The 22533-nt window shown below is 59.3% G+C and carries 20 protein-coding genes and 1 pseudogene; 15 read left to right on the forward strand and 6 right to left on the reverse strand.

Annotation, left to right across the window (positions count from 1 at the left end; genetic code table 11):
• Nucleotides 1-21: 21 nt before the first annotated feature.
• Entirely contained in the window at nt 22-660 is a 639-nt protein-coding gene (locus O6R08_RS10295) for a tRNA adenosine deaminase-associated protein (RefSeq protein WP_271418020.1), read from the reverse strand.
• Nucleotides 661-1235: 575 nt separating this feature from the next.
• On the opposite strand from O6R08_RS10295, the gene upp reads away from it, so the two are divergent.
• From upp to O6R08_RS10310, 3 genes are all read left to right on the forward strand, one after another.
• Nucleotides 1236-1862, forward strand: coding sequence for a uracil phosphoribosyltransferase (gene upp / locus O6R08_RS10300; RefSeq protein WP_271419369.1), 627 nt, complete (start codon nt 1236-1238; stop codon nt 1860-1862).
• Nucleotides 1859-2602, forward strand: a complete 744-nt coding sequence (locus O6R08_RS10305; protein ID WP_271418021.1) for an acyl dehydratase — start codon at nt 1859-1861, stop codon at nt 2600-2602. Before upp ends, O6R08_RS10305 begins: the two co-directional genes overlap by 4 nt.
• Nucleotides 2603-2816: 214 nt before the next feature.
• Entirely contained in the window at nt 2817-4001 is a 1185-nt protein-coding gene (locus O6R08_RS10310) for a tyrosine-type recombinase/integrase (RefSeq protein ID WP_271418022.1), read from the forward strand.
• Here O6R08_RS10310 and O6R08_RS10315 read toward each other — a convergent pair.
• The 4 genes and pseudogenes from O6R08_RS10315 to O6R08_RS11470 all read right to left on the reverse strand — a co-directional run.
• The gene (locus tag O6R08_RS10315; RefSeq protein WP_271418023.1) at nt 3983-4873 is read right to left on the reverse strand and encodes a P-loop NTPase family protein; all 891 of its coding nucleotides are present in this window, start codon (nt 4871-4873) and stop codon (nt 3983-3985) included. The two genes, O6R08_RS10310 and O6R08_RS10315, sit on opposite strands and share 19 nt — an antisense overlap.
• Before the next feature lie 243 nt (nt 4874-5116).
• Nucleotides 5117-6211, reverse strand: a complete 1095-nt coding sequence (locus O6R08_RS10320; protein WP_271418024.1) for an FtsK/SpoIIIE domain-containing protein — start codon at nt 6209-6211, stop codon at nt 5117-5119.
• A 421-nt stretch (nt 6212-6632) separates the two neighbouring features.
• The gene (locus O6R08_RS10325) at nt 6633-7151 is read right to left on the reverse strand and encodes a hypothetical protein (protein WP_271418025.1); all 519 of its coding nucleotides are present in this window, start codon (nt 7149-7151) and stop codon (nt 6633-6635) included.
• 172 nt (nt 7152-7323) lie between these two features.
• Nucleotides 7324-7515 (reverse strand): annotated as a pseudogene (locus O6R08_RS11470) (hypothetical protein); the annotation flags it as partial.
• Between the two features lie 467 nt (nt 7516-7982).
• On the opposite strand from O6R08_RS11470, the gene O6R08_RS10330 reads away from it, so the two are divergent.
• The 12 genes from O6R08_RS10330 (at nt 7983) to O6R08_RS10385 (ending at nt 19660) form a co-directional block, all read left to right on the forward strand.
• Entirely contained in the window at nt 7983-9398 is a 1416-nt protein-coding gene (locus tag O6R08_RS10330; RefSeq protein ID WP_271418026.1) for a hypothetical protein, read from the forward strand.
• Nucleotides 9399-9474: 76 nt separating this feature from the next.
• Complete coding sequence (locus tag O6R08_RS10335) at nt 9475-10320, forward strand: hypothetical protein (protein WP_271418027.1); 846 nt, start codon at nt 9475-9477, stop codon at nt 10318-10320.
• Nucleotides 10320-11219, forward strand: coding sequence for a hypothetical protein (locus tag O6R08_RS10340; RefSeq protein ID WP_271418028.1), 900 nt, complete (start codon nt 10320-10322; stop codon nt 11217-11219). Before O6R08_RS10335 ends, O6R08_RS10340 begins: the two co-directional genes overlap by 1 nt.
• A complete protein-coding gene (locus tag O6R08_RS10345; RefSeq protein WP_271418029.1) occupies nt 11206-12552 on the forward strand; it encodes an ATP-binding cassette domain-containing protein in 1347 nt (448 codons plus the stop codon). The genes O6R08_RS10340 and O6R08_RS10345 overlap by 14 nt, the downstream gene beginning before the upstream one ends.
• Before the next feature lie 67 nt (nt 12553-12619).
• Nucleotides 12620-13420: a hypothetical protein gene (locus tag O6R08_RS10350; RefSeq protein ID WP_271418030.1), complete on the forward strand. Its 801-nt coding sequence runs from the start codon at nt 12620-12622 to the stop codon at nt 13418-13420.
• The gene (locus O6R08_RS10355; RefSeq protein WP_271418031.1) at nt 13413-14402 is read left to right on the forward strand and encodes an AAA family ATPase; all 990 of its coding nucleotides are present in this window, start codon (nt 13413-13415) and stop codon (nt 14400-14402) included. Before O6R08_RS10350 ends, O6R08_RS10355 begins: the two co-directional genes overlap by 8 nt.
• A gap of 2 nt (nt 14403-14404) precedes the next feature.
• Nucleotides 14405-15280 carry a DUF58 domain-containing protein gene (locus O6R08_RS10360; RefSeq protein WP_271418032.1) on the forward strand — a complete coding sequence of 292 codons (876 nt, stop codon included), beginning with the start codon at nt 14405-14407 and terminating at the stop codon, nt 15278-15280.
• Nucleotides 15281-15282: 2 nt separating this feature from the next.
• Nucleotides 15283-15726 carry a hypothetical protein gene (locus O6R08_RS10365; RefSeq protein ID WP_271418033.1) on the forward strand — a complete coding sequence of 148 codons (444 nt, stop codon included), beginning with the start codon at nt 15283-15285 and terminating at the stop codon, nt 15724-15726.
• Nucleotides 15723-16676 carry a vWA domain-containing protein gene (locus O6R08_RS10370; protein WP_271418034.1) on the forward strand — a complete coding sequence of 318 codons (954 nt, stop codon included), beginning with the start codon at nt 15723-15725 and terminating at the stop codon, nt 16674-16676. The genes O6R08_RS10365 and O6R08_RS10370 overlap by 4 nt, the downstream gene beginning before the upstream one ends.
• The gene (locus O6R08_RS10375; RefSeq protein WP_271418035.1) at nt 16669-17616 is read left to right on the forward strand and encodes a vWA domain-containing protein; all 948 of its coding nucleotides are present in this window, start codon (nt 16669-16671) and stop codon (nt 17614-17616) included. The genes O6R08_RS10370 and O6R08_RS10375 overlap by 8 nt, the downstream gene beginning before the upstream one ends.
• Complete coding sequence (locus tag O6R08_RS10380; RefSeq protein WP_271418036.1) at nt 17613-18347, forward strand: hypothetical protein; 735 nt, start codon at nt 17613-17615, stop codon at nt 18345-18347. Before O6R08_RS10375 ends, O6R08_RS10380 begins: the two co-directional genes overlap by 4 nt.
• Nucleotides 18341-19660, forward strand: coding sequence for a hypothetical protein (locus tag O6R08_RS10385; protein WP_271418037.1), 1320 nt, complete (start codon nt 18341-18343; stop codon nt 19658-19660). Before O6R08_RS10380 ends, O6R08_RS10385 begins: the two co-directional genes overlap by 7 nt.
• A 253-nt stretch (nt 19661-19913) precedes the next feature.
• On the opposite strand, the gene O6R08_RS10390 is transcribed toward O6R08_RS10385, so the two are convergent.
• A complete protein-coding gene (locus tag O6R08_RS10390) occupies nt 19914-22331 on the reverse strand; it encodes an immunoglobulin domain-containing protein (protein WP_271418038.1) in 2418 nt (805 codons plus the stop codon).
• Nucleotides 22332-22533 lie beyond the last annotated feature (202 nt).

Genomic DNA, 22533 nt, shown 5'->3' on the forward strand with positions numbered 1-22533 from the left:
CGGCATCGGGCCAGCCACGGCTCAGCGCACCGACGTGTTGGCGGCCCGCTCGAACTGCGGCCCGAAGTGAACCCGGGCGGCAATGTCGGACAGGATCTCGTCGGAATCCTCGTCGGCCTCAGCGAAGGCCTCCATGTCGAACTCGCCCAGTCCAGCGTCGGCAAGCATGTCGCCGTCGCCCATGGTCTCCGGGTCGTCGTCGGGGTCAGGAATGTCCTCGCCCAGGAAGTCGGCGACGTCACGGGCGATCGGCCAGTCGTTGGCCTGGGTGGCGTCGGACAGGAAGACCTGCACGTTGCGGCCGCGAACCCGCACGATGACGTAGAACTGGTGATCGATGGAGACCATGCCGACAGCCCCCGCGTCGCCGGGCAGACGACGTAGCTGGGTGATGAGCTCGTCAAGATCGTTGGCAAGCATCGGCTCCATCGGCACCGCGACCCGCTCGCCGTCATCGTTGTAGAGGGCTACGACGAAGTCGATCTCGTCCTCGCCGGCGTCCTCGAGATCGTCGTCATAGTCATCATCGTCGTCGTAATCGTCCTCGTCATCGGGCACGTCGTCGTAATCGTCAAGATCGTCATAGTCATCGACATCATCAGCGTCGAAGGACTTGACGTCATCGTCGGGTACGAATTCGTCATCACTGAACCGGGACATGACGACCTCCTTGAGGGGTGAACATGTCCATCGTGGCAGACATCTGGCCGCGGAAACAGCAGCAGGCCCGATTTGAGCGCGAACTACTCAGAGGAGGAGGGTTCTCGGTGGTGCGTCGGTGATGTGGACGGGGTTGCGGTTCATCTGGGATCGCACCGGATTCCGCAGCTAGCCTCCGACCCGGTCACCCCAGCCAGCGTGACCCCAGCCAGCGTGACCCCGGCCAGCTGCGCCAGGTGTGTCTCACCTGCGCCACCCCTCCACCAGCTGCGCCAGGTGTGTCTCACCTGCGCCACCCCTCCACCAGCTGCGCCAGGTGTGTCTCACCTGCGCCAAAAAAATTGGCGCAGATGAGACACACCTGGCGCAGGTACGGTCAGGAGCAGAGCCAAGGCCGCACCCCGGCCCCACTCCACCAGCGCCCCCATAGTCACCCCGGCCGCACTGCCCACCACCACCGGCTCCCCTGTCCAGCACCACCCACGACCTAACCCCCGACCAACCTCCAAAACCGGTGGCCGAGTCCCGTCAACAACCCCTCATGTGCGAAGGTTGGTCTCGTGGAACTCAATGTCATGGATCACCCCCTCGTCTCTCACAAGCTGACCCTGCTGCGCTCCGTGGACACCCCCAGTCCCGTCTTCCGCCAGCTTGTCGAGGAGCTCGTCACCCTCATGGCCTACGAGGCCACCCGCGAGGTACGCATCGAGCCGACCACCGTCACCACCCCGCTCATCACCACCGAGGGGGTCGCCCTGGCCCGCCCCAAGCCGCTCGTTGTCCCGATCCTTCGTGCTGGCCTGGGAATGCTCGAAGGCATGATGCGCCTCGTCCCATCAGCCGAAGTCGGCTTCGTCGGCATGGCTCGCGACGAGGAAACCCTCCAGCCGATGACCTACGCCGAGCGCCTTCCCAAGGACCTCTCCGGTCGTCAGTGCTACGTCCTGGACCCGATGCTGGCCACCGGCGGTTCGCTGGGCGGCACCGTTGAGTTCCTGGTCCGCCGCGGCGCCGACCACATCACCTGCCTGTGCATCCTGGCCGCCCCAGAAGGCATCGAGAACTTCCGCAAACTCGTGAGCGACCTCGACGTCCCCTGCCACCTCGTCGTTGCCGGCGTCGATGATCACCTCAACGAGCACGGCTACATCGTCCCCGGTCTCGGTGACGCAGGCGACCGTCTCTACGGCTTGGCCGAATGACCCACCTGCGCCCCGACGACCTGCGCGGCCTGGCAGCACTGCTGGATTCCCCCGAACCCAGCGACGTCGTTCCGCCGTGCTGGCACTGGGTACTCCTCCTCGATCCTGTCGACCCCGCCAACCTCGACGAGGACGGGTACACTATCGGCTCCCCTATCACCCCAAAACCGGGGATGACAAGGATGTTTGCGGGTGGTCGGATTCGCACCTTCGCCCCGCTGTCCCTCAATTGCGAGACCAGTCGAACCACTGAGATCGCCTCGGTCGCAGACAAGCAGGGGCGCCGCGGCCCCCTTCACTTCGTGACGATGAGATCCGTCTGGACCCAAGACGGCCATGATTGCCTCGTTGACGAGCAGGACTACGTCTTCCTGCCAGCCCACTCCTCGGTTCCTTCTCCCGAGGATGCCGGGCAGACCGACGGTGACGGATTCCTAGCTACCGAACCTCTCCTGGTGACCTTCTCAGCCCTCACAGCCAACCCGTATCGCATTCATTGGGACCGCGACTTCTGCCGTCGCAAGGGCCATGACGGTTTGGTGATCCACGGACCGCTGCAGGCCCTTCTCCTTGCGCAGGCTTTCGCGGACGAGGACTTCATCGGTAAAGAGTTTTCCTACAGATTCCCCGCGCCCGCGACCGCCCCAACTCGACTGACGGTTGACGTCGACAACGGGGAAGCCCAGGTCCGTCGCCCCGACGGCACGGTCACGGCGACAGCAACTCTCACAGAGTTTTGACCTGGGGGACGCCGCAGAGGCTTCCTACGGCGCGCGCCAAAACGGGAAGTGACGTCAGTTCGCCAATCCCTCGACGAGCTCAGCCCTAGGCAAGGACGCCAGGTCGACCCCACTGAGGATGACAGACTGGATGAAAAAGCGCGGTAAACCGCGCTCTGCGGAGACTATGTGAGCCACGTTTGACGCCTAATACGACGCCTAATATGCTGACGACATGGCGAGCCTCTACCAGCGTAGCGAGACGGTCATGTCCAGCAACGGCACTGAACATACGTATGATTATTGGATTGCTGAGGAAGTCTTGAAAGACGAAGAAGGAAGACGCCTACAAGTTAGAGGGCGAGGACGCACTCCGCGTCAAGCTAACCAGCGACTCAGGAACAACCTTCAGAAGCGTTTAGGAAGGCCCAGCAGGCGACGAGGCGGTATAACTACCGACCAGTACGTAGAACGTTGGTTAGAGCAGTCTTTAGACGCCCACAGCATCAAACCGCAGACCGCTGAAGCGCACAAGCGACGCTATCGCAAGTGGGCAAGCCCTCAGATAGGAAGCACTCCACTGGAAGAGCTGACGCCCGATACACTGAAGACGCTTCTTCACAACCCTGAACTTGTCCACGCAGGACCAAGCGCTGTGGAAGCTGTCTACAAGACACTTAAAGCGCTTCTTAATCACGCCGTGAAAAATGAAGTCCTAAAGACTAATCCCATGAACAGTGTTTCAACGCCTAAAGCGCGGTCAAAAGTCAATGAAGAAGATATAGCTCACGCTGACAAGCGCGCCACCATCGCCCGCTATCTCATCAGATGGCTCAAAAATCCCGATTGTCCATATCATGAGCATTACCCACTCATCTTCGCAATGTTTCTTGGGCTCCGTAGAGCAGAAACACTCGGAATTACCTGGGACTGCTTTCATCAGCGGATGACTCAACTCGAGATTAAACAACAGCTCATCAGACGCAACGATGGAACTTACTTCATCCAGCCTGAGACGAAGACGAAGCAAGCTCGAACGTTGATTCTACCAAAAGATTGGATAGCAGCTTTTAAGCTTCAACGAGACAAGAAGATTGAAGCCCAGGAAGAATGGGCGCAAAATCTCGTCTTCTTAAAGAACAATGGTAAACCAATCACATACCCCGAGTACAGCCGTATATGGCACAAAACCCTGGAAGCCTACATGACTAAAGACGGTAAGAAACTCCGAGAAGACGACATCTGGAGACCACACTCTAACCGAAAAATCACAGCATCCCTGTTGGCATCTCAAGGCGTATCACCACAAATCGCACAAACCATTTTGGGACACCAATCTGAAGCGATGACTCATTACTACACGACCATCAGCAAACAGGCGCAAAAAGACGCCATGAACGTTTACGCGGAAGTCTTCTGAACCCTATCTAACCGAGATTCACACACACCACGAGAAACCATCTCCTCGTACACATCAATCCTACGAAGAAGCGCCGCCCACTTAGACGCAGACACCCTATCTCGATACGGCAGACATTCCAACGGGTTGTTGCTCACCATAATCACAGTATCCCACGCCGCATACTTGTTTTGATAACGACACGGGAGAGTTAACGGGTAGATATCCAAGACCTTGAGCAGCAGCTCAAACTCAATCTGTCCATCGAACTCATCCAACAATAGAACACGTTGAGATTGATACTCATCCCACGGGTGGATGTAGGTCCCAGGGGAATACACATCCGGATAGCCGAACTCCTCGTATACACCCCAGGTCTTCCCTACGCCCGGAGCGCCATACACATAACGCACATTAACCGACTCTCGTGGAGAACGCCCAAACTTAGACGCATCTCTAATCCTCTCCAGCTCTTTGGCGTAAGCGACGTATGGACGATAGCGCCCATCAGAAAGTATCAACTCATCAGCAGACTTGTCCTCAAACAAAATCGAATGGCGAAGGTCGCTCACAGCGTCTCCTAACACTTCCTTGGTTTCGGGCTCCCAATTAACAAACTTACCACCACGCAACAACTCTTCACCTGGAACGCGCGTCTCTTCCTTAGACACGTACTTCCGGCAAGCAGCAGGGTTCTTAGCCACTTCACAGTGAGCAGTCCTGAACTTGTTTTTCAGCGTCTCAAACTTGATAGCGGTTTTGTTCTCAATAAGAACTTGCCAATGAAGATAGCCCGACTCTTCCCCACATTCAAGCTGCCCCAGATAGTCGTATTTCTTCAGCTTTTCCTCTACCTCCTCACGGGTAAAGTCATCAGCCTTGATGGTCAGCATCCAATTCCTTGACCGTCCGTTCCCCATAAAAATCACACCTCAAAAATCACAAAATCTAAAAAGTCACAAATTTTCATCGGCCTACAACTCGCATTCTACCGAACTTTTTTCCCAAAAATCACAAGTCACAAGCCCCCCTGTAATACTATGGGGGGCCCATCTTGTAAGCCATTCTACGGAGAGGGCTTGTCGCTTCGCTCCGCTGACGCGTCGCGCAGCTGGCCCTCTCCGCATCCTTACAATTCACATACCGTTGTGAGATTGATAATTTATCTGCCTCAAGTAGTTCTTGATGTCGTTCTCATCGAAGAAGTAGAACCTAAACTCTGTTCTTTCTCCGTTCTCAGACTCCGCAACAGCCCCGCCAGGACGACTCAAAGGAATGTTCGTTGCTCGTGGAACATCAATAGCATCATCAGGTGAGCTACCGAGAATTGCTTTCTCCGTCTCGGGAGTTGACACCCTCAATGAGATTTTTAGAGCACAGTTGTCTCTAATGGCAGTTGGCAACGATTCAGAAGTAGGTTTCTGGGTGATGAAGATTGTAAAGAATCCAGCGCTTCGTCCTCGTTTTATCAGGTCGGTACAAGCACGGATTATCTCGTTTCTCAAGGCCTTTTCTTCTTTGTCGTTGACTCCTGTCATATCAAACAACGCCTGACATTCGTCAATCACAATCAGCTTGAGTTTAACCCCAGCTTGTCGCCGTGTTTCAGGGCTCACACTCCAAAAGTTTGAGTGCCCAAGAACATCGGCGTTAGATTGTATCCGCTCATTCATTTCCTGGACAGCGTTGACTAACTCATCTCTAACGGATTCAAACGAAGTTGACTCGGAGATGAACTTGGAGACCAGATTCTCGTAAGCACTCCAATCCGCGCCACCTTTACCGTCAATAATCATCATGTCAACATCGTCTTTTGCCAGCGCGAGAGGCAAGACGAACGTCGAAGCGGCAGCAGTCTTTCCACCACCCGGCAAACCACCCAGCAGTAAGCCAGACGCATTTTTCAGTTTCACTTTGAAGGTTTCACCGTCTGCGTCTCGTCCTACATCTACACTCATGATGTTTAAATTAAGCGGCGAAGGCTCAAAGATGGGAAGTGCTTCATCCAAGGGGTCTTCCTGGATGAAATGAATCTCCATTTTGCCAGCGCCCAGATTCTTTACTCTAACGCGCTTAGCATCTAATTGTGATTGAAATGACCGACAGGCAGCTACAAGTCGCTCAGGAGGCAATCCATCGATGGTTTCATTGTAATGGAGAATGCTCTCGGTGTCTTTAGTTTCAAGTCCGACCCCGTAAATTGTATCGTCAGAAGCGTTGACGAGACCCATCTTCCGAATTAACGCGTTTCCCTGTGTTATTTCCCTCATTGCTGTTCTGCGAGTCATCCATCTCCGCCAGTCTCTTATAAGAAATGAGTAAACGCGAGTCTGTGGAATCATCATTGGCGCGACTAAGATGAGTAAAGCTGGTATCCATCCATAGCGAAAGTTCGTCGTCAAGAAAATTGCCACTGTTAGATAGAGAAGCGAACTCCAGAATGTGCGAACGAAAGCTATAATCAGCCAAATAATCCTGCCAAGCATCCAGCCAAGAGCCCAGAAGAATCTTTCCATTAGAGTCTTTTTCTCAGGGCGAGACTCTTCGACGTGTTCATATCTGTTTAACGTTATCATGTTCAATCCTTCCATATACAATAATGGGGAGGCGCAGACCTTCAGCGACCCACGCCCCCCAAATGTTTACTATCTCTTACTTGTTTTCTCCGAGCGGTACAATCTTGTCCGCTTGAATAGTCGTCAGGAGACCATCCCTACCGGAGAAGGACTCCACAACAATCAGCCCTTCAAGTCGGTACTTTTTCAGCGGCTCAACATCTTGAGGCTCCACTACCGACACATAGGTGTTTCTCTCTTCCTTGAAAGCTTTGGTCTCGAAATCCTTCGCCAGGACTTTCACGCCACTGAGACTGTACAACGGCTTGCCGTCAATCCGTGTTTTCATCCCAATAGTTTTGCCGTCTTTATCTTTCTTCTCCTTGGGAGTCATTGAAGCGGCTTCCAAGCCAGTCAGAGAGATTAGCTCTACATACTGAGAGAGCTTGTTTCCATCAGTTATGATTTTCATTTCTTTTCCTTCCAATTTTCTGTTGACTCCGCATTTCAGAGCCAGAAGTAATATCAAAGAGCTTTCTAACAACACCAAAAAAGCTGCCTCAGCGCGGGAAGGATTGAAAACGCGCCAAGGCAACTTGAGAGTCAATATCAACATCTGGGGCCGCACCCCCGCTGGCCCCAGACCCCGAGGGCGCGAGCGAAGCTCGAAACGGTCCCCCAAAGAGGGACCTGAAGGAAGGAGAAGGCTACGCCTAACTTGACGCCTAATCCTACTTGTGAGACGCTCAAACCGCGTCAGAATGCGATTAAATCTTGAATAGGTCGACCCCACTGAGGATGACACAGTTGCCGCAGGTCTCAAGTCCCTCGCCGAGGGCCTCACCAAAAGCTTCGGCGTCGGCAATCCCGGGATCAATACTGAAAACGACTACCGAAGGCAACTCGACGACTCGACCGGTGACCGGAGTTGCACGTTCGGGAGCGCAAGTGCTGGGTCGTAGCGCCCGACGCCGACTCATTCACTACAGCCACCATCGCAACCTGAAGGGTGATTCCTAGGCAGCTTGCAGGCCTCGGCACACCTAATATCACAGCGAGCGAAAGGCCCGACCTACCGGCATCCTCAGCAACGTTTCAGCAGCGCCACTCGCTCGGTGCAGACGAGCAGTGAAGCACCCCGATGGGCCTCGTCAGCCAGATGAGTAGTAGCATAGGCTTGTCTACGTTTTCGGGCGAAACCTGGTGTGAATCCAGGGCTGGCCAGCAACCGTGAGTGGGTACGCCCACAAGCCGGAAGCCCAGACTGCAGGCGACGGTAGTGCTCCTTGGGCCGGGCGCTCCGTCCATCTTTGCGGCCCAAGCGTGATGGGCCAAAACCCAACACCCGCGGCGAGGCGCCATCGTTTTGGTGGGGCCACGAGTTGTGCGTTTGCGACACACCAAAGATTTGCACCCCGCGTGACGACGTTGAAGAAGGCAAAGAGACATGCGAAACGTGTTTGTGCGGTTGCTGACGGCATTGCTGCTTGCGGTTGGCTCGCCTGTGCTGATGTCCGTCCCCGCTCATGCAGACGACGAAGGCCCCTACTCGGTGCGATGGTGCAAGTACAACGAAGGCCTGACCGTGGTGATGGATTACAAGGCGATCCCCTACCGCGACCTGCTGCCCAAGGACTGGCCAGGCGGGCACGGCCGCAAGGCGAAGTATCTGCAGGCCTGGTGCTTGCGTGACCTCAGCCGGATCTCGGACAACGGCCCCTACAAGGCTTACGAAATCGAGAAACGTGCCGTCATGGCAGTTGACATCCCGGCGGACAAGGAAATTTACAACAATGTGACCACCTGGATCTACGAGGACAACCCAGACTTCAAGCAAAGTTGGTACTGGGGTGTGGGAGACGAGAACCAGTGGTGGTCATGGAAGACAGAATTGGACCCCAACCGCCCGAAATTGAGCGGCGATCCGTCCAATCTGGACCACAACATCAACCTGTTCGTATTCGTCAAAATCCGCGACGACACCGGTTTTAGCGACGACAAGATAGTCCCATTCGAAGGCCCACAGTTTGAGCCCGGCGGCGGGGACGGCCCAGGCGGCGGGGACGGCCCCGGTCGCGGCGACGGCAACGGGCCGGGTGCTGGAGACGGCAACGGCAACGGCCCGGGCGCCGGAAACGGCGACGAAAACAGCAACGGCGGCAGCACCGGTGGTGAGGACAGTCCAGGTAACACCTCTGGCGGCGAGGTCCCCAACCCCAGCGACAAACCTGGCGACGAGGACAAGCCTGGCGAGCACACTGGCGGCGATGTCCCTGACCCCGGCGAGAACCCGCCGACGGTGCCGCCGTCGAAGAAACCCACCGTGCAACCGACGGTGCCACCAACCAGCAAACCCACGGTGCCGCCGTCGAAGAAACCCACCGTCCCACCGACGGTGCCACCGTCCAAGAAACCCACCGTCCCACCGACGGTGCCACCAACCAAGAAACCCACCGTCCCACCCACGGTGCCACCAACCCAGCAACCGACGGCTCCGACTCCCCTGCCTACCCAAAGCCAGCAGCCGGAGCCCTCGCGATCGCCTGAGCAGCCTCAGGCCTCGCACACGCCCGAGCCGTCGAGTACACCGGCACAGCCGACGCCATCTGAATCACCCGAGCCCTCCTCCCCGAGCAAGCCCGAGTCGACGTCGAGTAACTCTGCGGCGGCCATCCCCAGTCCTCCGGCCACCCCGCAGGTGACACCGTCGGCAGTGTTTGGTGACGAGCGGCCCACGTCGGCAGGTGACGAATTGAGCGATGACCAGGCCCAGTCGCAGTTGGCAGCCTTGATTGGCTCGGTGATTTTGATCACAGCATGCGCCGGCGGCTGGATTTGGATGAGCAGGAGGCAGCGTGGCTAGGGGCTACCTATCCCGTATTTCGGCAGCGTTGTTGATAATGCTGATCTGGGCGCCAGCAACCCCCGCCCACGCGAACGTGTCAAACGAGACCGCGGCCTTGTGCTACAACACGTCGGTCACCTGCTCGGTCTCCACCAAGCGTGACGTCTACGAAAACTCCGTCATCAAAGTGATCGTCACCGGCAAGGAGAACACCTCCGCCCGATTGCGGATGTTCCAAATCAAGGTGGTCGACGGCGTGGCGGACGGGCTGACCCCGCTGGGCAAACCGTTCACCGTCAACTTGGACGCACAAGGCCGAGGCGAAGGCTGGATGCCCGGCCCGTCCCCGTCACCGGGCGGAGGGTGGGTGTTGGTCAGCCTTGAGGACACCACATGGACGGGCAACCCGGCCGACATCATCGGGTCGGCCGCCCATTTCGGCTCCAAGAATCCGACTGTTCTGGGCGACGGTTTCGGCACGGACAAGCCGGTCGGCCAGCCCATCCAGATGGATTTCATCAATTCGTTGAGCTCAATGGAATATGTCGTCGAATACCAGGCCGACGACAAGGCGTGGTATCAGGTTGGCTCCGGCGAGCCCACCACGGCAAAGAAGGCCACTGAGGTCACCTCCATCGAATACCAAGTACCGCAAGGGCTGGCACCCCGCGACTACATGTTCAGGCTGCGAAACATCACTGCGGACTCCTCCACCCCCTACTACTGGCATGTGCGCCCGTCCAAGAACGCGCAGCCCCAGCCCCGCAAGAAACCCCTCGACTTCAACTCGGTAGGCAGCAACTTTGACACCGTGCAAGTGACGACCCACCACCCAGTCAAGCCGGCGCTGATTGGCCTCGGTTCAGCCCTGGCCGCCAGTTGCGCCCTGGCGGCTGTTACCCCGGTGATAAAAGGCCGTCGCAGATCGGGGGACCACTGATGCGACACCTGTCCGGCGTGGTCTGGCTAGGCTTCTTCATCCAGGTCTGCCTGACCCTGATCTCACGCCCCGACACCTGGGTGACCATTTTCGTCATTGTCGGCACGATGATCTTGTCGATGTTGCGCTCCGGGCCACGCTTCAGCTTCACCGGGCAGGCCATGGGGTTGGGGTTGGTGCTCGCCCTGCTCACCTTCACAGCCAGACTGGTGGCCAGCGGGCAAGCCAACGGCAAAGCGGTCCTGGTGATACCGCAGTTCTCACTTGGCTCGGGGGCTGAGTTCGGCGGCGTGATCACAGCCAAGACCATGTTGGCCACAGCCACCTCGAGCGCGGTGGTTTTCGCCATCTTCGTCATGGCCGGACTGTTGGTGCAGGCCTGCCCGTCGGGGGAATACGCCGACATCGTCGACTGGCTGTTCGGTAGCGCCGCCGAGTTGTGTTACCCCTGGCTGTTCGCTGCCGACGCCTACGCCCAGTCGCGCAACGCCAACCCGCCCGCTGGCGCCCAACTACGTGCCCAATGGCAAGGTGCCAACCCTGGACAAACCAGCCGGCGCACGATGAACCTGGCGATAGTGGTGTTCTGGCTCATCGTCGTCCTGTCGGTGCTCTACTTCTCATTCTTCGGCGGGCTGCGTATCCACGGGATGTCAACGCCCATCACCGGTGGTCAGATGCTGGCGGTACTGGCCTTGCTCTGGCTGACGGTGCGCTCCTTCCGCCGTCCGAGCAGGGTCCGGGTGGACGTGCTGGACGCAATTGTGCTGTGGCTGGCGCTGCTACCACTGGGTTTACCGGACAACCTGCTGTTCGTCGGGGAGATCTTGGCTTTCAGCGCTGTCGCCCTGGGCCAGATCGCCTTCGCATCCGGGAAGGTTCGACGTGCTGAAATTTGACAATCTTGGCCTGTGGATGCCCCACTCAGGGCTGGTTTTCCACGGTGTCAACGCTGAGGTCGAGCCCGGCGAAATCCTGGTCATTGCGGGCCGCAACGGCTCGGGAGCCTCCATGCTGCTCAACGCCCTGCTGGCCCAGTTGCCGCCCGGCTCCAGACGGCAGGGACGGATCAGCATCGGCGGCCAAGACGTCACCTCCAGCCACCCGGGGGAATACGCCAGCCAGATTTCGGCCTTCTCCAGCCAGTGGGTCAACCCGTCGGCACGCATTGGAGAGGTCTGCAGGCGAGCGGACCCGAGAATCGTTGCCGAGTTGGACGCCAACGCCAACCCCGAGGTGCGGGTGCGCCAGGCCACCGACTCGCAGCGGGTGAGGGCGAACCTGGCCGTCGCACTCAGCCACCCAGGGCCAGTGCTGCTGCTGGACCAACCCCTGACCCTGCTGGAATCACGTTGGCATGCCACGGTGGCCGACCTGATCGCCGAACAGGCCAGCGCCGGGAAGGCCGTGGTCGTCAGCGACCACACCCTCACCTGGCTGTTGGAGCGGGCAAGCAAGGTGCTGGAACTGGGGCCGACCCCTCGCGTCTGCTCCCCCGACGACTGGTGGCCCTCCACCATTGCGCCAACCAGCGCCCAGATCTTGGCTCGGCACCTCGGGGTGAAGCTGAGCGAACTCGGCGGGGCCACGAAAGGCGTCGATTTCGGCCCGCGTCCGCATCTGCCTCACAGCACCAATCTTGAAAGCCTTGACCTGGACTGCGGCCAGTTGCTTCGCCCGATGGACGCCCCGTCGGTGATCTACAGCCCTTCGGCTGAGAGTCTGGCCGAGTTTCAGGCTGAGCTGACCGAGGCCACCCAGGTGACGGCCCTGGCCAAACCTGACCGTGCGACCTCCGTCGCCAAGGCCTGCCGCAAGGCTGAGAAAGCCAGTGGCTTGGCCAAATACGAGGCACTGAACCACATTGTCAAAGCTGGTTTGAACGCCAATATGCCGTTCTCCAAGCTGTCCGGGGGCCACCAGCGGCTGCTCATCCGCGAGCTCGCCCTACTCACCGGGACACTGATCGTCGAACCCGACCACATGATCAGCCCCAATCTGTGGCTCGCACCGACCAACCTGGTTGGCAACCAGTCCCCCATCATCCTGACCACCAACATCGAGACGGCCACCCGGTTTCGGCAGGTGGCAGTGGTCAACCAGGGCAAGATCATCGCCCAGGGCAGCCCAAGCGCCACCTTGGCCCACATCGACGAGCGCCCCTACTTCTTCCATCTGACATCGCGGATCAGTTGGCAGGACATCTCTACAGATTGGCGACCCCATGGTTAGACGATTCGGATTGACCTCGGGCTGGCGAACCTGGTCGAGCCTGACGGTGTGCGTCGGCATCTTGACGGTGTTCCTGTTCGCCCCGATCCTGTGGCCCAGGCACGCCGCGACCGCAGAACAATACGCTGACGAGAGCCTGCTGGTGCTGTTACTGGCCGCGGTGTGGCTGCTGATCACCTGGTGTTGTCTATGGCTCGACTCCTACCGCGACAGCTCCGCACTCAGCTGGGCAGTCCTCATGGTGGTGGCGAATACCCTCATCAGGCAGCTGTTGAATGCTGGCGGGGGGTTCGAGTTCAACTACGCCTTGCCGATGCTTGCGGGCCTCGCGGGCGGAGCCCCCGTCGGTTTTCTCGTGGGAGGGACGAGTGCGCTGCTGTCCCATCTGACCCTCAACCTAGTCACCACACCGATGCCCGGCCAGATCTTGGCATGGGGGCTGTTCGGGCTGCTCGGCGGTCTCCTGCACAAGCTGCCCTCGGTGTGGGCGTGGTTGGTGGCCTGCCCCGTCTCGGTGGCCGGTGGCGTTGTGGCCGGTGTGCTGTTGAACCTGACAGGCTGGCCCACCCAGGAGCCGGAGGGCTCATACTTCTTCTTCCCGATGCTGGATTCCTGGACGAACCTGGTACGGCTGTGGGGCTATTCGGCCTCCACGTCGTTCGGCTGGGATCTGGCCCGGGGGATCTGCTCGGGCATCCTCATCGCCGTCGTGGGCCTGCCTGCCCTGATCAAACTGAGAGCGGTGTGGGGGTTCCAGCCCCAACTCACCGAATTTGATCTTCCCGCTGAATCGCCGGACGAAAAACTGAAACTTCACGAAAAGCAGCTCGATTTTCGCGAGCATTGGAAAGGAAAACCAGGTGAATAACGAGATCACTGCCAAGGATTTTGACAGGGCTCGAGAGATCACGAGATCAATCGAGGCTGCCGTGTCGTCGCGGTTGGTTGGCCAGCATCGCCTGCTGCGTAGCCTGCTGGTCGCGCTGATCAGCGACGGCCACATCTTGCTGGAATCCGTGCCCGGCCTGGCGAAAACCCTGGCAGCATCGACCCTGGCCAAATCGGTGTCAGCCAGCTACGGACGCGTCCAGTGCACCCCCGACCTGCTGCCGGCCGACATCATCGGCTCTCAGATCTACAACGCCAAGACTGGTGCGTTCAGCACCGAGTTGGGGCCAGTGCACGTCAACTTCTTACTGCTCGACGAGCTGAATCGCTCCAGCGCGAAAACCCAGTCAGCGATGCTGGAGGCGATGCAGGAGCGCCAAACCTCGATCGGCAACGAAACCTACCCGCTGCCCAAACCCTTCCTGGTGATGGCCACCCAGAACCCGATCGAGGAGGAGGGCACCTACGTACTGCCCTTCGCCCAGATGGATCGGTTCATGCTCAAGGAGGTGCTGACCTACCCCAGCCCCGACGAGGAACTGACGATTCTCGACCGGGTGGTGGATCAGGTGTTCGAGCAGCCGGTACCGGCTTCGGGGGTCACCTTGGACGACATCCTGGTGCTGCAGCAGGCGGTGAAACATGTCACGATCAGCCCCGAGTTGAAGAAATACATCATCGACATCGTCGGCGTCACCCGCGACCCGGGCTATTTCCTGCAGGCCGAGAAGGCCAAATACCTCGAACTGGGGGCTTCTCCTCGCGCCGCCATCGCCTTCTTGAACGCGGCCCGGGCGTCGGCCTTGTTGGACGGACGCGACCACGTGCTGCCCGAGGACATCGTCGACTTCCGCTATTCCGTCCTGCGTCACCGACTGATCCTGACCTTCGAAGCCACCGCCGAGCAGGTCAAGCACGAGGATCTGATCGACGCCATCTTCGACGTCATCCCCACCCCGTAATCATGGCGCACCTGACCAGAATCAAGACATCGCTGACCATCCCGGCCAGGCGTAAGGTGGCCGGGCTGTTGGACGGCCAATACGCCTCGACGGTGGCCGGACGCAGCCTCGATTATTCCGACCTGCGCGAATATGTCGTCGGCGATGACGTCAAGGACATCGACTGGAAGGCCTCCGCCAGGCTCAACTCAGTGCTGGTGAAGCGCTACATCGCCGACCGCAAACACACTGTCCAACTGGTGGTAGCCGGCGGTGCCGAGATGTCGGCAAGCTCTCAAACCCCTGGCGAGGCCAAGAGTTCGGTGGCGATCATGGCTGCCGGACTGTTGGGTTTCCTGGCCACCCAGCATTCCGACTATGTCGGCCTGAGCCTGGGTGTGGGCACTGATGTGACCTGGGCCAGGCCGTCGACCAAGGAAACCGAATTGGAGCGGATGCTGAACCAGATCGAGGCAGGATGCCAGCCCGGGCAGCCTCAGGCGGTGCTGGACGAACTGTTCGGCCAAATCATCTCGGGACTGAAGAAACGCACCATCATGATCTTGGTGATGTGCCTGGAGAGGTTCAGCGCCGCCCAGGTCAGCCTGCTGGGCCGGTTGTCGATCCAGCATGAGATCTTCGCGGTGGTGGTGGGAGACCTCGGTTTGGATGAGGCCCGAGCCTCCGGCCAGTCCGTGATGGGTGCCTCGGACGCGTTGCAGGTGCCGTCATTCCTGCTGGCCGATACCCAGTTGGCCAGCCAATTACAACAATCGGATGCCGCCGTGTGGGCGCAGATGCAGTCAACTTTCACCAAGCTGGGCATCCCCAGCCAGTTGATCGGCTCCACCGACCAGGTGATCAGCGCCGTCAACTCCCTGTTGGCAAGGGCAGGGTGACCATGGGGTTGGAGACGAAGATTTTCCCGGCATACCCGGCGTGGACAGGATGGCTGTGGATCGGCATCGGTTTGTTCTGCCTGGCGGGCCTGACGGTTGCGGCTCTGGTGTGGACCGCTCGACGAAAGACTGTCAGCACCCCCTCGCTCAAGCCCCGATATCTGGAGCGTATCGACCGTCTGGTCGAGCAGCATCAGCAAGGCACGGTGACAGACGAGGAGTTGATCTCGCGGGTGGGACTGGTGGCAAGACAGTTCATCGGTGTGATGACTGGACTGAACCCCGAGACGTCCACCCTCAGCCAGAATGACCTGGCGGTGCTCACCCACCCCGAAATCGCGAAGATGGTGGAGTTGCACCGGCTGAGTTACACCCGGTTCGGCTCCACCCCGGTGGACCCCATGCAGTTCACCAAGCAGGCGAAGGAGCTGATCCAATGCTGGTGAAATCACTTTGGCTGGGCATTGTGCTGCTCGTCCTGGCAGTCGCGGCAGCCGTGGCTGGCTGGTACTGGCGTCGACAGCGCGCCGAGTTGACGCTTGGGCGGGTGAGCCAACTGCGAGCCCTGCCCCGATTCCAACAGCTGATTCGCGACCACACTCGCCGCGGGCTGGCCGGTTTCGTGGCCCTCACCACTGCCCTGCTCGGATGCGCCTGGCTACTGGCTCGTCCAGGCTGGGTGACCAGCGACTCCAAACAGTGGTCGGGCCGTGACGTCATCTTGTGTGTGGACGTTTCCGGGTCCATGTCTGAGGTGGACGCATACGTCGTGGAGAGCTTGCAGGTGTTGGCCAAGAACCTCACCGAGGAGCGGATCGGTTTTGTTGCCTTCGATTCAGCGGCAGCCACCTATTTTCCGCTCACCAACGACTACGAATTCGTCGAGAACGCCCTGGCCGACGCCCTGACGTCCTTCCGCAACAAGGAACGCACCCCCGTTTGGGAGGCAACCCAGGTGGGCGGGCGCGGCTCGTCCCTCATCGGGGACGGCCTGGCCAGTTGCGTGCAGCGCTTCGACAAGGTGGACGAGGATCGCCCGCGCACCATCGTGTTGGCGACTGACAACAAGCTGGCCGGCACCCCGATCTTTTCGCTGTCCGAGGCCAACCGGCTGGCGGCCAAGATTCATGCCAACATTTTCGCGGTGGCGCCGTTCGGAACTGGCAATGTGGAGAAGCGCGAGCTGGAGGCGGAGTTCGGCAAGGACAACGTGATGGTTCTCGAACCCAAAGCCCGGGCAGTGCCGCAGCGAATCGCCAAACAGATCCGGCGCTCCCAGGCCAAGCACATCTTGGCTCTGCCCGGCGCTCGATCCTTCGACCAGCCGGCGATCGGCCTGGGGGCGGCCGTGGTCGGGGTATTTGCCCTGGTGGCGTTGAGGAGACGGGATGATTAACTTTCTGCCCAACTGGTGGTTGACGGTGCCGTCCGCAGCAGTGCTGGCCTATTGCACGTGGCGCTGGGCATCGAGCCGGGCGCGCAGTTGGCGTTGGGGACGCATGGTGGTGATCGGGCTGTGCCTGACCATGATCGGATTGCGTCCGATCGCAGGTCAGGTGATGACCACGGAATACCAGTCAGGTGCCGACGTGGTGATGTTGATTGACAAGACCACCTCGATGGCTGCCGAGGATTTCGACGGCAACCATCCACGCATGGACGCGGTGCGTAAGGACGCGTTGAATCTGGTTCAGCAACTGAATGGTGCCCGGTTCGCGGTCGTCGTGTTCGACAACAACGCCAGGGTGGTGTTGCCGTTCACCACGGACGCCTCCGCGGTGGCTTCCCTGCTGGAGACGATGGACTGGCGTCGAGCCGAGGACGGCAACGGTTCAGACATTGGGATCGCCAGCAGCGAGGCCCAGAAATTGCTGGAGAATTCAAAGAAGCGGCGTCCGGACGGATATCGTCAGCTGATCTATTTCGGCGATGGCGAACAAACCAAGAAATCGGAACCCACTTCGTTCCAGAATCTTCGCGGGCTGATCAGCAACGGGCTATTCATTTCATATGGGACATCGACAGGCGGAAGGATGAAGATATCGCCGTTGAGTTCGCAATATGTTAAATACAAGGACAAGGATGCCATCTCCAAAGCCAACCCGGCAGCGGTGAAAAACCTCGCCGTCCAAGCCGGGGGCATCTTTACTGAGCGCACCTCAAACAACCAGCCGCTGACCGTCGACACCAGTGACGTCAAGACAATCGAGGTCACCAGAAAAGATCCTCGCGGCTTCGAGTTGTACCCATTCTTCGCTGGTCCACTAGGTCTTTTGCTGATCTTTGAGTTGTTTGGCCAAGCCCGAGCGTTCCGCCTGACAAGGAGCTGGAAATGAACTTGGAACCCCCGTCACGAAGGCCGACGACCCGGCGAGTCCTGCGATATATTGCAGCCGGGCTGACAGCTCTAATAATTCTGCTCGCAATCAAATTCATTGCCCTGGTCGCTTTCGACCATCTTGGCCGAAAGAGCATGGACGAAAACAAATTTGAGCAAGCCAAGACCTATTTCAGCCTGAATCTGATTGCGAATTTCTTCGACCCGTGGCAGCCACATTTCAATACAGGGGTGGCGCAGTTCAAGCTACACGATTTTCAGGCTGCAGAGAAGCAATTTCGGCTGGCCCTCGACCAGGCGCCCGATGACAAAGTGTGCATGGTGAGCTTGAATCTGGCCGTCACCTTGGAGACTCGGGGCGACGGACTGAAAGCCATGGGCGACCTGCAAGGCGCACAGCAGCTCTACGGTGAGGCCAGCATGATCGCGACAAAAACCGAGTGCAGGTCGAATTCGGGCTCGTCGAACTCCAGCTCCTCCGACTCGAAGTCCAACTCCGAGCCAAACCAGAAAGACATCAAGGAGCGGATCGAGAAGAAGAAGCAAGAGGTGGCCCAGGACACCCAGGACATGTCCGACCAGCCGATGGAGGATACCCCGCAGACTGAGGACAAAAAATTGCAGGATTTGAAAGACACCAACTCCGACGCTGAGCAGGCCAAACAGTCGCATCAGGACAAGAACGGTGCTTCCGGGCCGGGCAAGCAAGAGCAGGAGCCACAATGGTGAAACGCATACTGGCCACCCTGTTTGCCCTAGTCGCCTGCTGGTCGGTTGTGTGTCCCAGCCCAGCCTGGGCGGACGGGGACGACTCCCGGCTGTGGCTGGAGCAGGCACGTCCCGGCACCACCCTCAACGAGAACATCGACATTGCCCTCGGCTTGGTGGCTGCCGGATCCAGTCGACAGGTGGTGGATCAGCAACTGGCGATCGTGGCTTTCCTGTATGCCGCCACCGGGAAGCCGGGCAATCTCGAGGTGGCGAAACTGACCGTCCTGTCGCACGCGTTGAACAAGCCCACCGATCAGTGGTTGGGGGCAAAGCTGCCGGCGTTGGCGTCAGAGCCCGCCTCCGGGCAGTTTGAGTCGCCCTTCGGACTGGAGATCCACACCCAGTCCTGGGGCATCATGGCCAAGATTGCCACCGGACAACCCTTCGACGCAGAGGCGAAGTACCTCGTGTCTCGGCAATGCCCGGACGGCTCGATGGTGGCTGACCCGAGCCACCAAAACTGCCACGGTGGTGCGAACAAGGCAGCACAGGCACTGGCGCTCAACGCCCTGGCTTGGGCGCAGTCCGTGGCACCCAATTACGGTTCGGCGCTGACGAAGTTGACCCAGTGGCACCAGGTTGAGTTGGGTCGGGCTGGCCTTCCGGGTTCTGGCCTGGCCTATGCTGCTGGGGCTTTGGCCTACTCGGGCGAGAAGGCCCTGTCGAGCCAGGCGGTGCAACAGTTGGCCGCTTTGAAGCTGACCACGTGGCAGCCCGGTGCGATGGGCGGTCAGACCAAGGATTTGGCCGATGATTTGGTCAAGCAGCAGCTTTACCCAAGCCCTTCAGCCACCGCTGAGATGATCATCGGGCTGCATGCCACTTCAATACCCCAATTGCACTATCGCCCCACCACCGCCAGCAAGCCCAGCCCAAAGATGGTGGTGGCCACCCCGGTGGTGGCGTCCGGCAGTCCCATCGCCGTGTTAGGCACCGGTTTGAAGCCCAACACCAGTTACGAGTTGAAGACGTCGTCGCCGACCTCCGCCCTGGAGACCCGCACCACGGATGCCACCGGTTCGGCCAAGTTCAATCCCAAGATCACCCTGAACCCAGGCCAATACCGACTCTCACTAGGCACTTTGATTGACCACATCGAGGTCACTGGACAGGCCAGCGATCCCTACACCGATACCGAGGACACTTCAGCCCTGCTTCGCCCTCCAACCTTGTCCTGGCCGACTCTCGGAAGCATTCTCGCAGCGATCATGGCGTTCATGGTGGCAGCCTCTCTCCACATGTCGAGGCGCAACCACGATGATCGAAAGTGACCCCATCGACGCACCTAACATTGGTGAACAACTCACGCATGAGCTGCCCCGAGCATTGTTGTTCCTCTGGGTCACAACGGCGCCGGACAAGAACATATAGTCAAGATTGACCACGCCCGGGCAAGGATGAGCCTATCGATGGAGAAGAAACCTCTCTGGAGCCCTTCGTAGGACTCAATGGTATGGGTGGGCCCGCCGATTTCCGAGGGGGAGATCGGCGGGCCCATGTCCAATGCGACTCAGTGCGCCAACATCAGACGCCGGACTTGGGCAATGCCCTCTTCCACTGCTTCGTCACAGGCTTAGAAGCGTCGGGCTTGGGCTGGGAACCATCGGTCTTGGCAACCACCTTGCCAGTCGACGCCCCGACCTCGACACGCGTTTCCGGAGTCGGGAGTGAGGTAGGAGTAGATATCACGCTTGGAACAGGAGCCGGCGTCACACTCGGAACGAGGGTAGGCGTCACGCTCGGTGCAGGCGTCGGCGTCACACTCGGAACAAGGGTAGGCGTCACACTCGGTGCAGGCGTCGGCGTCACACTCGGAACAAGGGTAGGCGTCACACTCGGCGTAGGAGTCGGCGTCACACTCGGCGTAGGAGTCGGCGTCACACTCGGCGTAGGAGTCGGCGTCACACTCGGAACAAGGGTAGGCGTCACACTCGGAGTAGGAGCAGGCTTCTTCGACACCGTCAACGAAACCTCATCAGACGTAGCCGAACCAGCCGAATTCGACGCAACCGCACGCACCTTCAAACCACTATCCGTAAGCGCGGCCTTATCAATCGTGTACACAAGCCCAGTCGCACCCTCAATATCGGTCCAAGCACCACCAGACACAGACGACTGCCACCGAACCGAAGGCGCAGGCTCACCCACAACCCCAACACAGAACTCAGCACGATCACCCTCAACCACACTCACAGCCACCGGCTGCTCAACAAACGACGGCACCACAGGCTTCTTCGACACCGTCAACGTGGCCTCACGCGAAATCGCCTCAGGACCTTGATTGTTCTTTGCCCTGACCCGAATCTTCCAGCCATTCATATCGGCTGTGACATTCTTAAGAGTCAAACTCCTGAATTTGACATCGTCACTCTTCCCACTGGCGCCTTCGATCGGCTCCCATTTTCCGTCGTCAGAAGTTTTCTTTTCCCAGACCATATCGGCGGCGGGGAATGGCGGCTCACCGTTGAAGTAGAACACAAATTTGGCATCTTCACCGGCAGTTACAGTGACATCTTCCGGGAATCCTGGTAGAGCTTGCGCCTCCTTGAATTCACCAACATGCACCCTGGCTGGATTCGATTCCACACACCCGGCGGAATTACAAACCATGACCTTGATCATGTCTCCGTCATACGACTCATAGAAATGCATGCCCAGCTTGGGTTCCTTCGTGGACCACTTGGGCACCCAGGTGCTGGTGGTGTGCGACCACCAATACCAGTTGTAGGTCAGCGGCTCGGCACCGGTGGCCTCAAGGGTGATTTCCCCGCGCTTATCCTTGGCAAAGAAATAGTCCGCATCCAGATCCTTGGTGATAGTCGGCTTGACCGGTTGCGGTGCACTCGCCCCAGGACAGGTGAACGTTGGGGCGTTGATCGCGTTGCCCTGGGATGGCACCCAGTAGTCGATCGAAGAATCTGCCGGCGTCTGCTTGGCGCTATTTGAGGTGTCGGTCGGGTTCTTCCACGCACCGCACCCCGATTCCGTCCATGGCTGGTTGTGCACCCGCCACTGGCGCAGGCTGAAGCTACCGAATCGCAACCCGTTGATGCCTTGCACGTCCTCCACGATGCCGCCGATCTCGACGCTCGCTCCGGCCGATTCCAGGGCCTCCTTACTGGTGGCGTGTTTTTCAGCGCATCCTTGCCACGGATCACTGCCGTCCTGCTTGTCAACGACCACCCACACGTGGCCCGCCTTCAGGCAGTCGGTGGGATCTGCGGCGGGCGGTGCAGGCGCCTTGTTCACACTCAGGGTGACTTCGTTCGACTCGGCCTGCCCACTGAAGTTGCTGGCCACGGCGCGCACCTTGAGCCCATGTTGGACGAAAGCGGCCTGGTCGACGGTGTAGGACTTGCCGGTGGCGCCAGGAATGTCTTTCCACGCCGCGCCGTCGAACGACTGCCACCGCACACTCGGCTCAGGTTCGCCAGCCACCTCAACGCTGAAGGTCGCCGACTGGCCCTCATCAACAGTCACGTCCTTAGGCTGGCTGGTGAAGGACGGCGCCTGGCCGGTTTCCTCCTTCGGGCAGATCAGCGGCCCCTTGTACACCTCGCCGTCGCGAGCCAGATGGAACATCAACACGTCTTGCATGTCCTTGTCACCTGACGGGATGAAGTCGCCGGGCCGGGTGCCCTGGTCTTTCCAGTTCCGGCAATCGCCGCCCATCCGGGTGGAGACACTCAAGGTCCATTCCTCGGGCGCTGATGCGGTGACGCCGTTGATGCTGTTGACGCCGACCTTTACGAATTCGAGCTTGCTCGGCACCGTCAGGGCACCCGACGACAGCAGCGCCTCGGCGGCGGTGCCATATTTGTCAGCGCACCCGCCCCAGACTGAGTTGCCGTTGTCGACCGCCACCCACACTTTGCCCTGTTGGGCGCACTGGAAGGGGGTCAGATCAGAATTAGGTGTCGGGTCCCCCTGGGCCGTCGACACACCGGCCTCATTTGGCACCGACGTCTCGGGTTGAGCTTGGGCAATCAGCCCGATAGGTACTGCCAGGCTCAGGGCTAACCCGGCCCCAAGCACCCTCAAACTACGCGCGATTTTCACAATTCGCCTTCCGTCCACCCCGCCGGGATCGCACAATGGACGTCACAAGCGACACCGCTCGCAGCACCCGACGAGTCTTTTTCTA

Origin of the sequence: Cutibacterium equinum (genome assembly GCF_028021195.1) — a bacterium.
Lineage (GTDB): Bacteria > Actinomycetota > Actinomycetes > Propionibacteriales > Propionibacteriaceae > Cutibacterium > Cutibacterium equinum.

Bases quoted from the DNA above. Each gene is read 5' to 3' on its own strand.
- O6R08_RS10295 (WP_271418020.1), bottom strand. From the start codon at position 660: ATGTCCCGGTTCAGTGATGACGAATTCGTACCCGACGATGACGTCAAG.
- upp (WP_271419369.1), top strand. From the start codon at position 1,236: ATGGATCACCCCCTCGTCTCTCACAAGCTGACCCTGCTGCGCTCCGTG.
- O6R08_RS10305 (WP_271418021.1), top strand. From the start codon at position 1,859: ATGACCCACCTGCGCCCCGACGACCTGCGCGGCCTGGCAGCACTGCTG.
- O6R08_RS10310 (WP_271418022.1), top strand. From the start codon at position 2,817: ATGGCGAGCCTCTACCAGCGTAGCGAGACGGTCATGTCCAGCAACGGC.
- O6R08_RS10315 (WP_271418023.1), bottom strand. From the start codon at position 4,873: ATGCTGACCATCAAGGCTGATGACTTTACCCGTGAGGAGGTAGAGGAA.
- O6R08_RS10320 (WP_271418024.1), bottom strand. From the start codon at position 6,211: ATGGGTCTCGTCAACGCTTCTGACGATACAATTTACGGGGTCGGACTT.
- O6R08_RS10325 (WP_271418025.1), bottom strand. From the start codon at position 7,151: ATGTTGATATTGACTCTCAAGTTGCCTTGGCGCGTTTTCAATCCTTCC.
- O6R08_RS10330 (WP_271418026.1), top strand. From the start codon at position 7,983: ATGCGAAACGTGTTTGTGCGGTTGCTGACGGCATTGCTGCTTGCGGTT.
- O6R08_RS10340 (WP_271418028.1), top strand. From the start codon at position 10,320: ATGCGACACCTGTCCGGCGTGGTCTGGCTAGGCTTCTTCATCCAGGTC.
- O6R08_RS10360 (WP_271418032.1), top strand. From the start codon at position 14,405: ATGGCGCACCTGACCAGAATCAAGACATCGCTGACCATCCCGGCCAGG.
- O6R08_RS10365 (WP_271418033.1), top strand. From the start codon at position 15,283: ATGGGGTTGGAGACGAAGATTTTCCCGGCATACCCGGCGTGGACAGGA.
- O6R08_RS10375 (WP_271418035.1), top strand. From the start codon at position 16,669: ATGATTAACTTTCTGCCCAACTGGTGGTTGACGGTGCCGTCCGCAGCA.
- O6R08_RS10380 (WP_271418036.1), top strand. From the start codon at position 17,613: ATGAACTTGGAACCCCCGTCACGAAGGCCGACGACCCGGCGAGTCCTG.
- O6R08_RS10385 (WP_271418037.1), top strand. From the start codon at position 18,341: ATGGTGAAACGCATACTGGCCACCCTGTTTGCCCTAGTCGCCTGCTGG.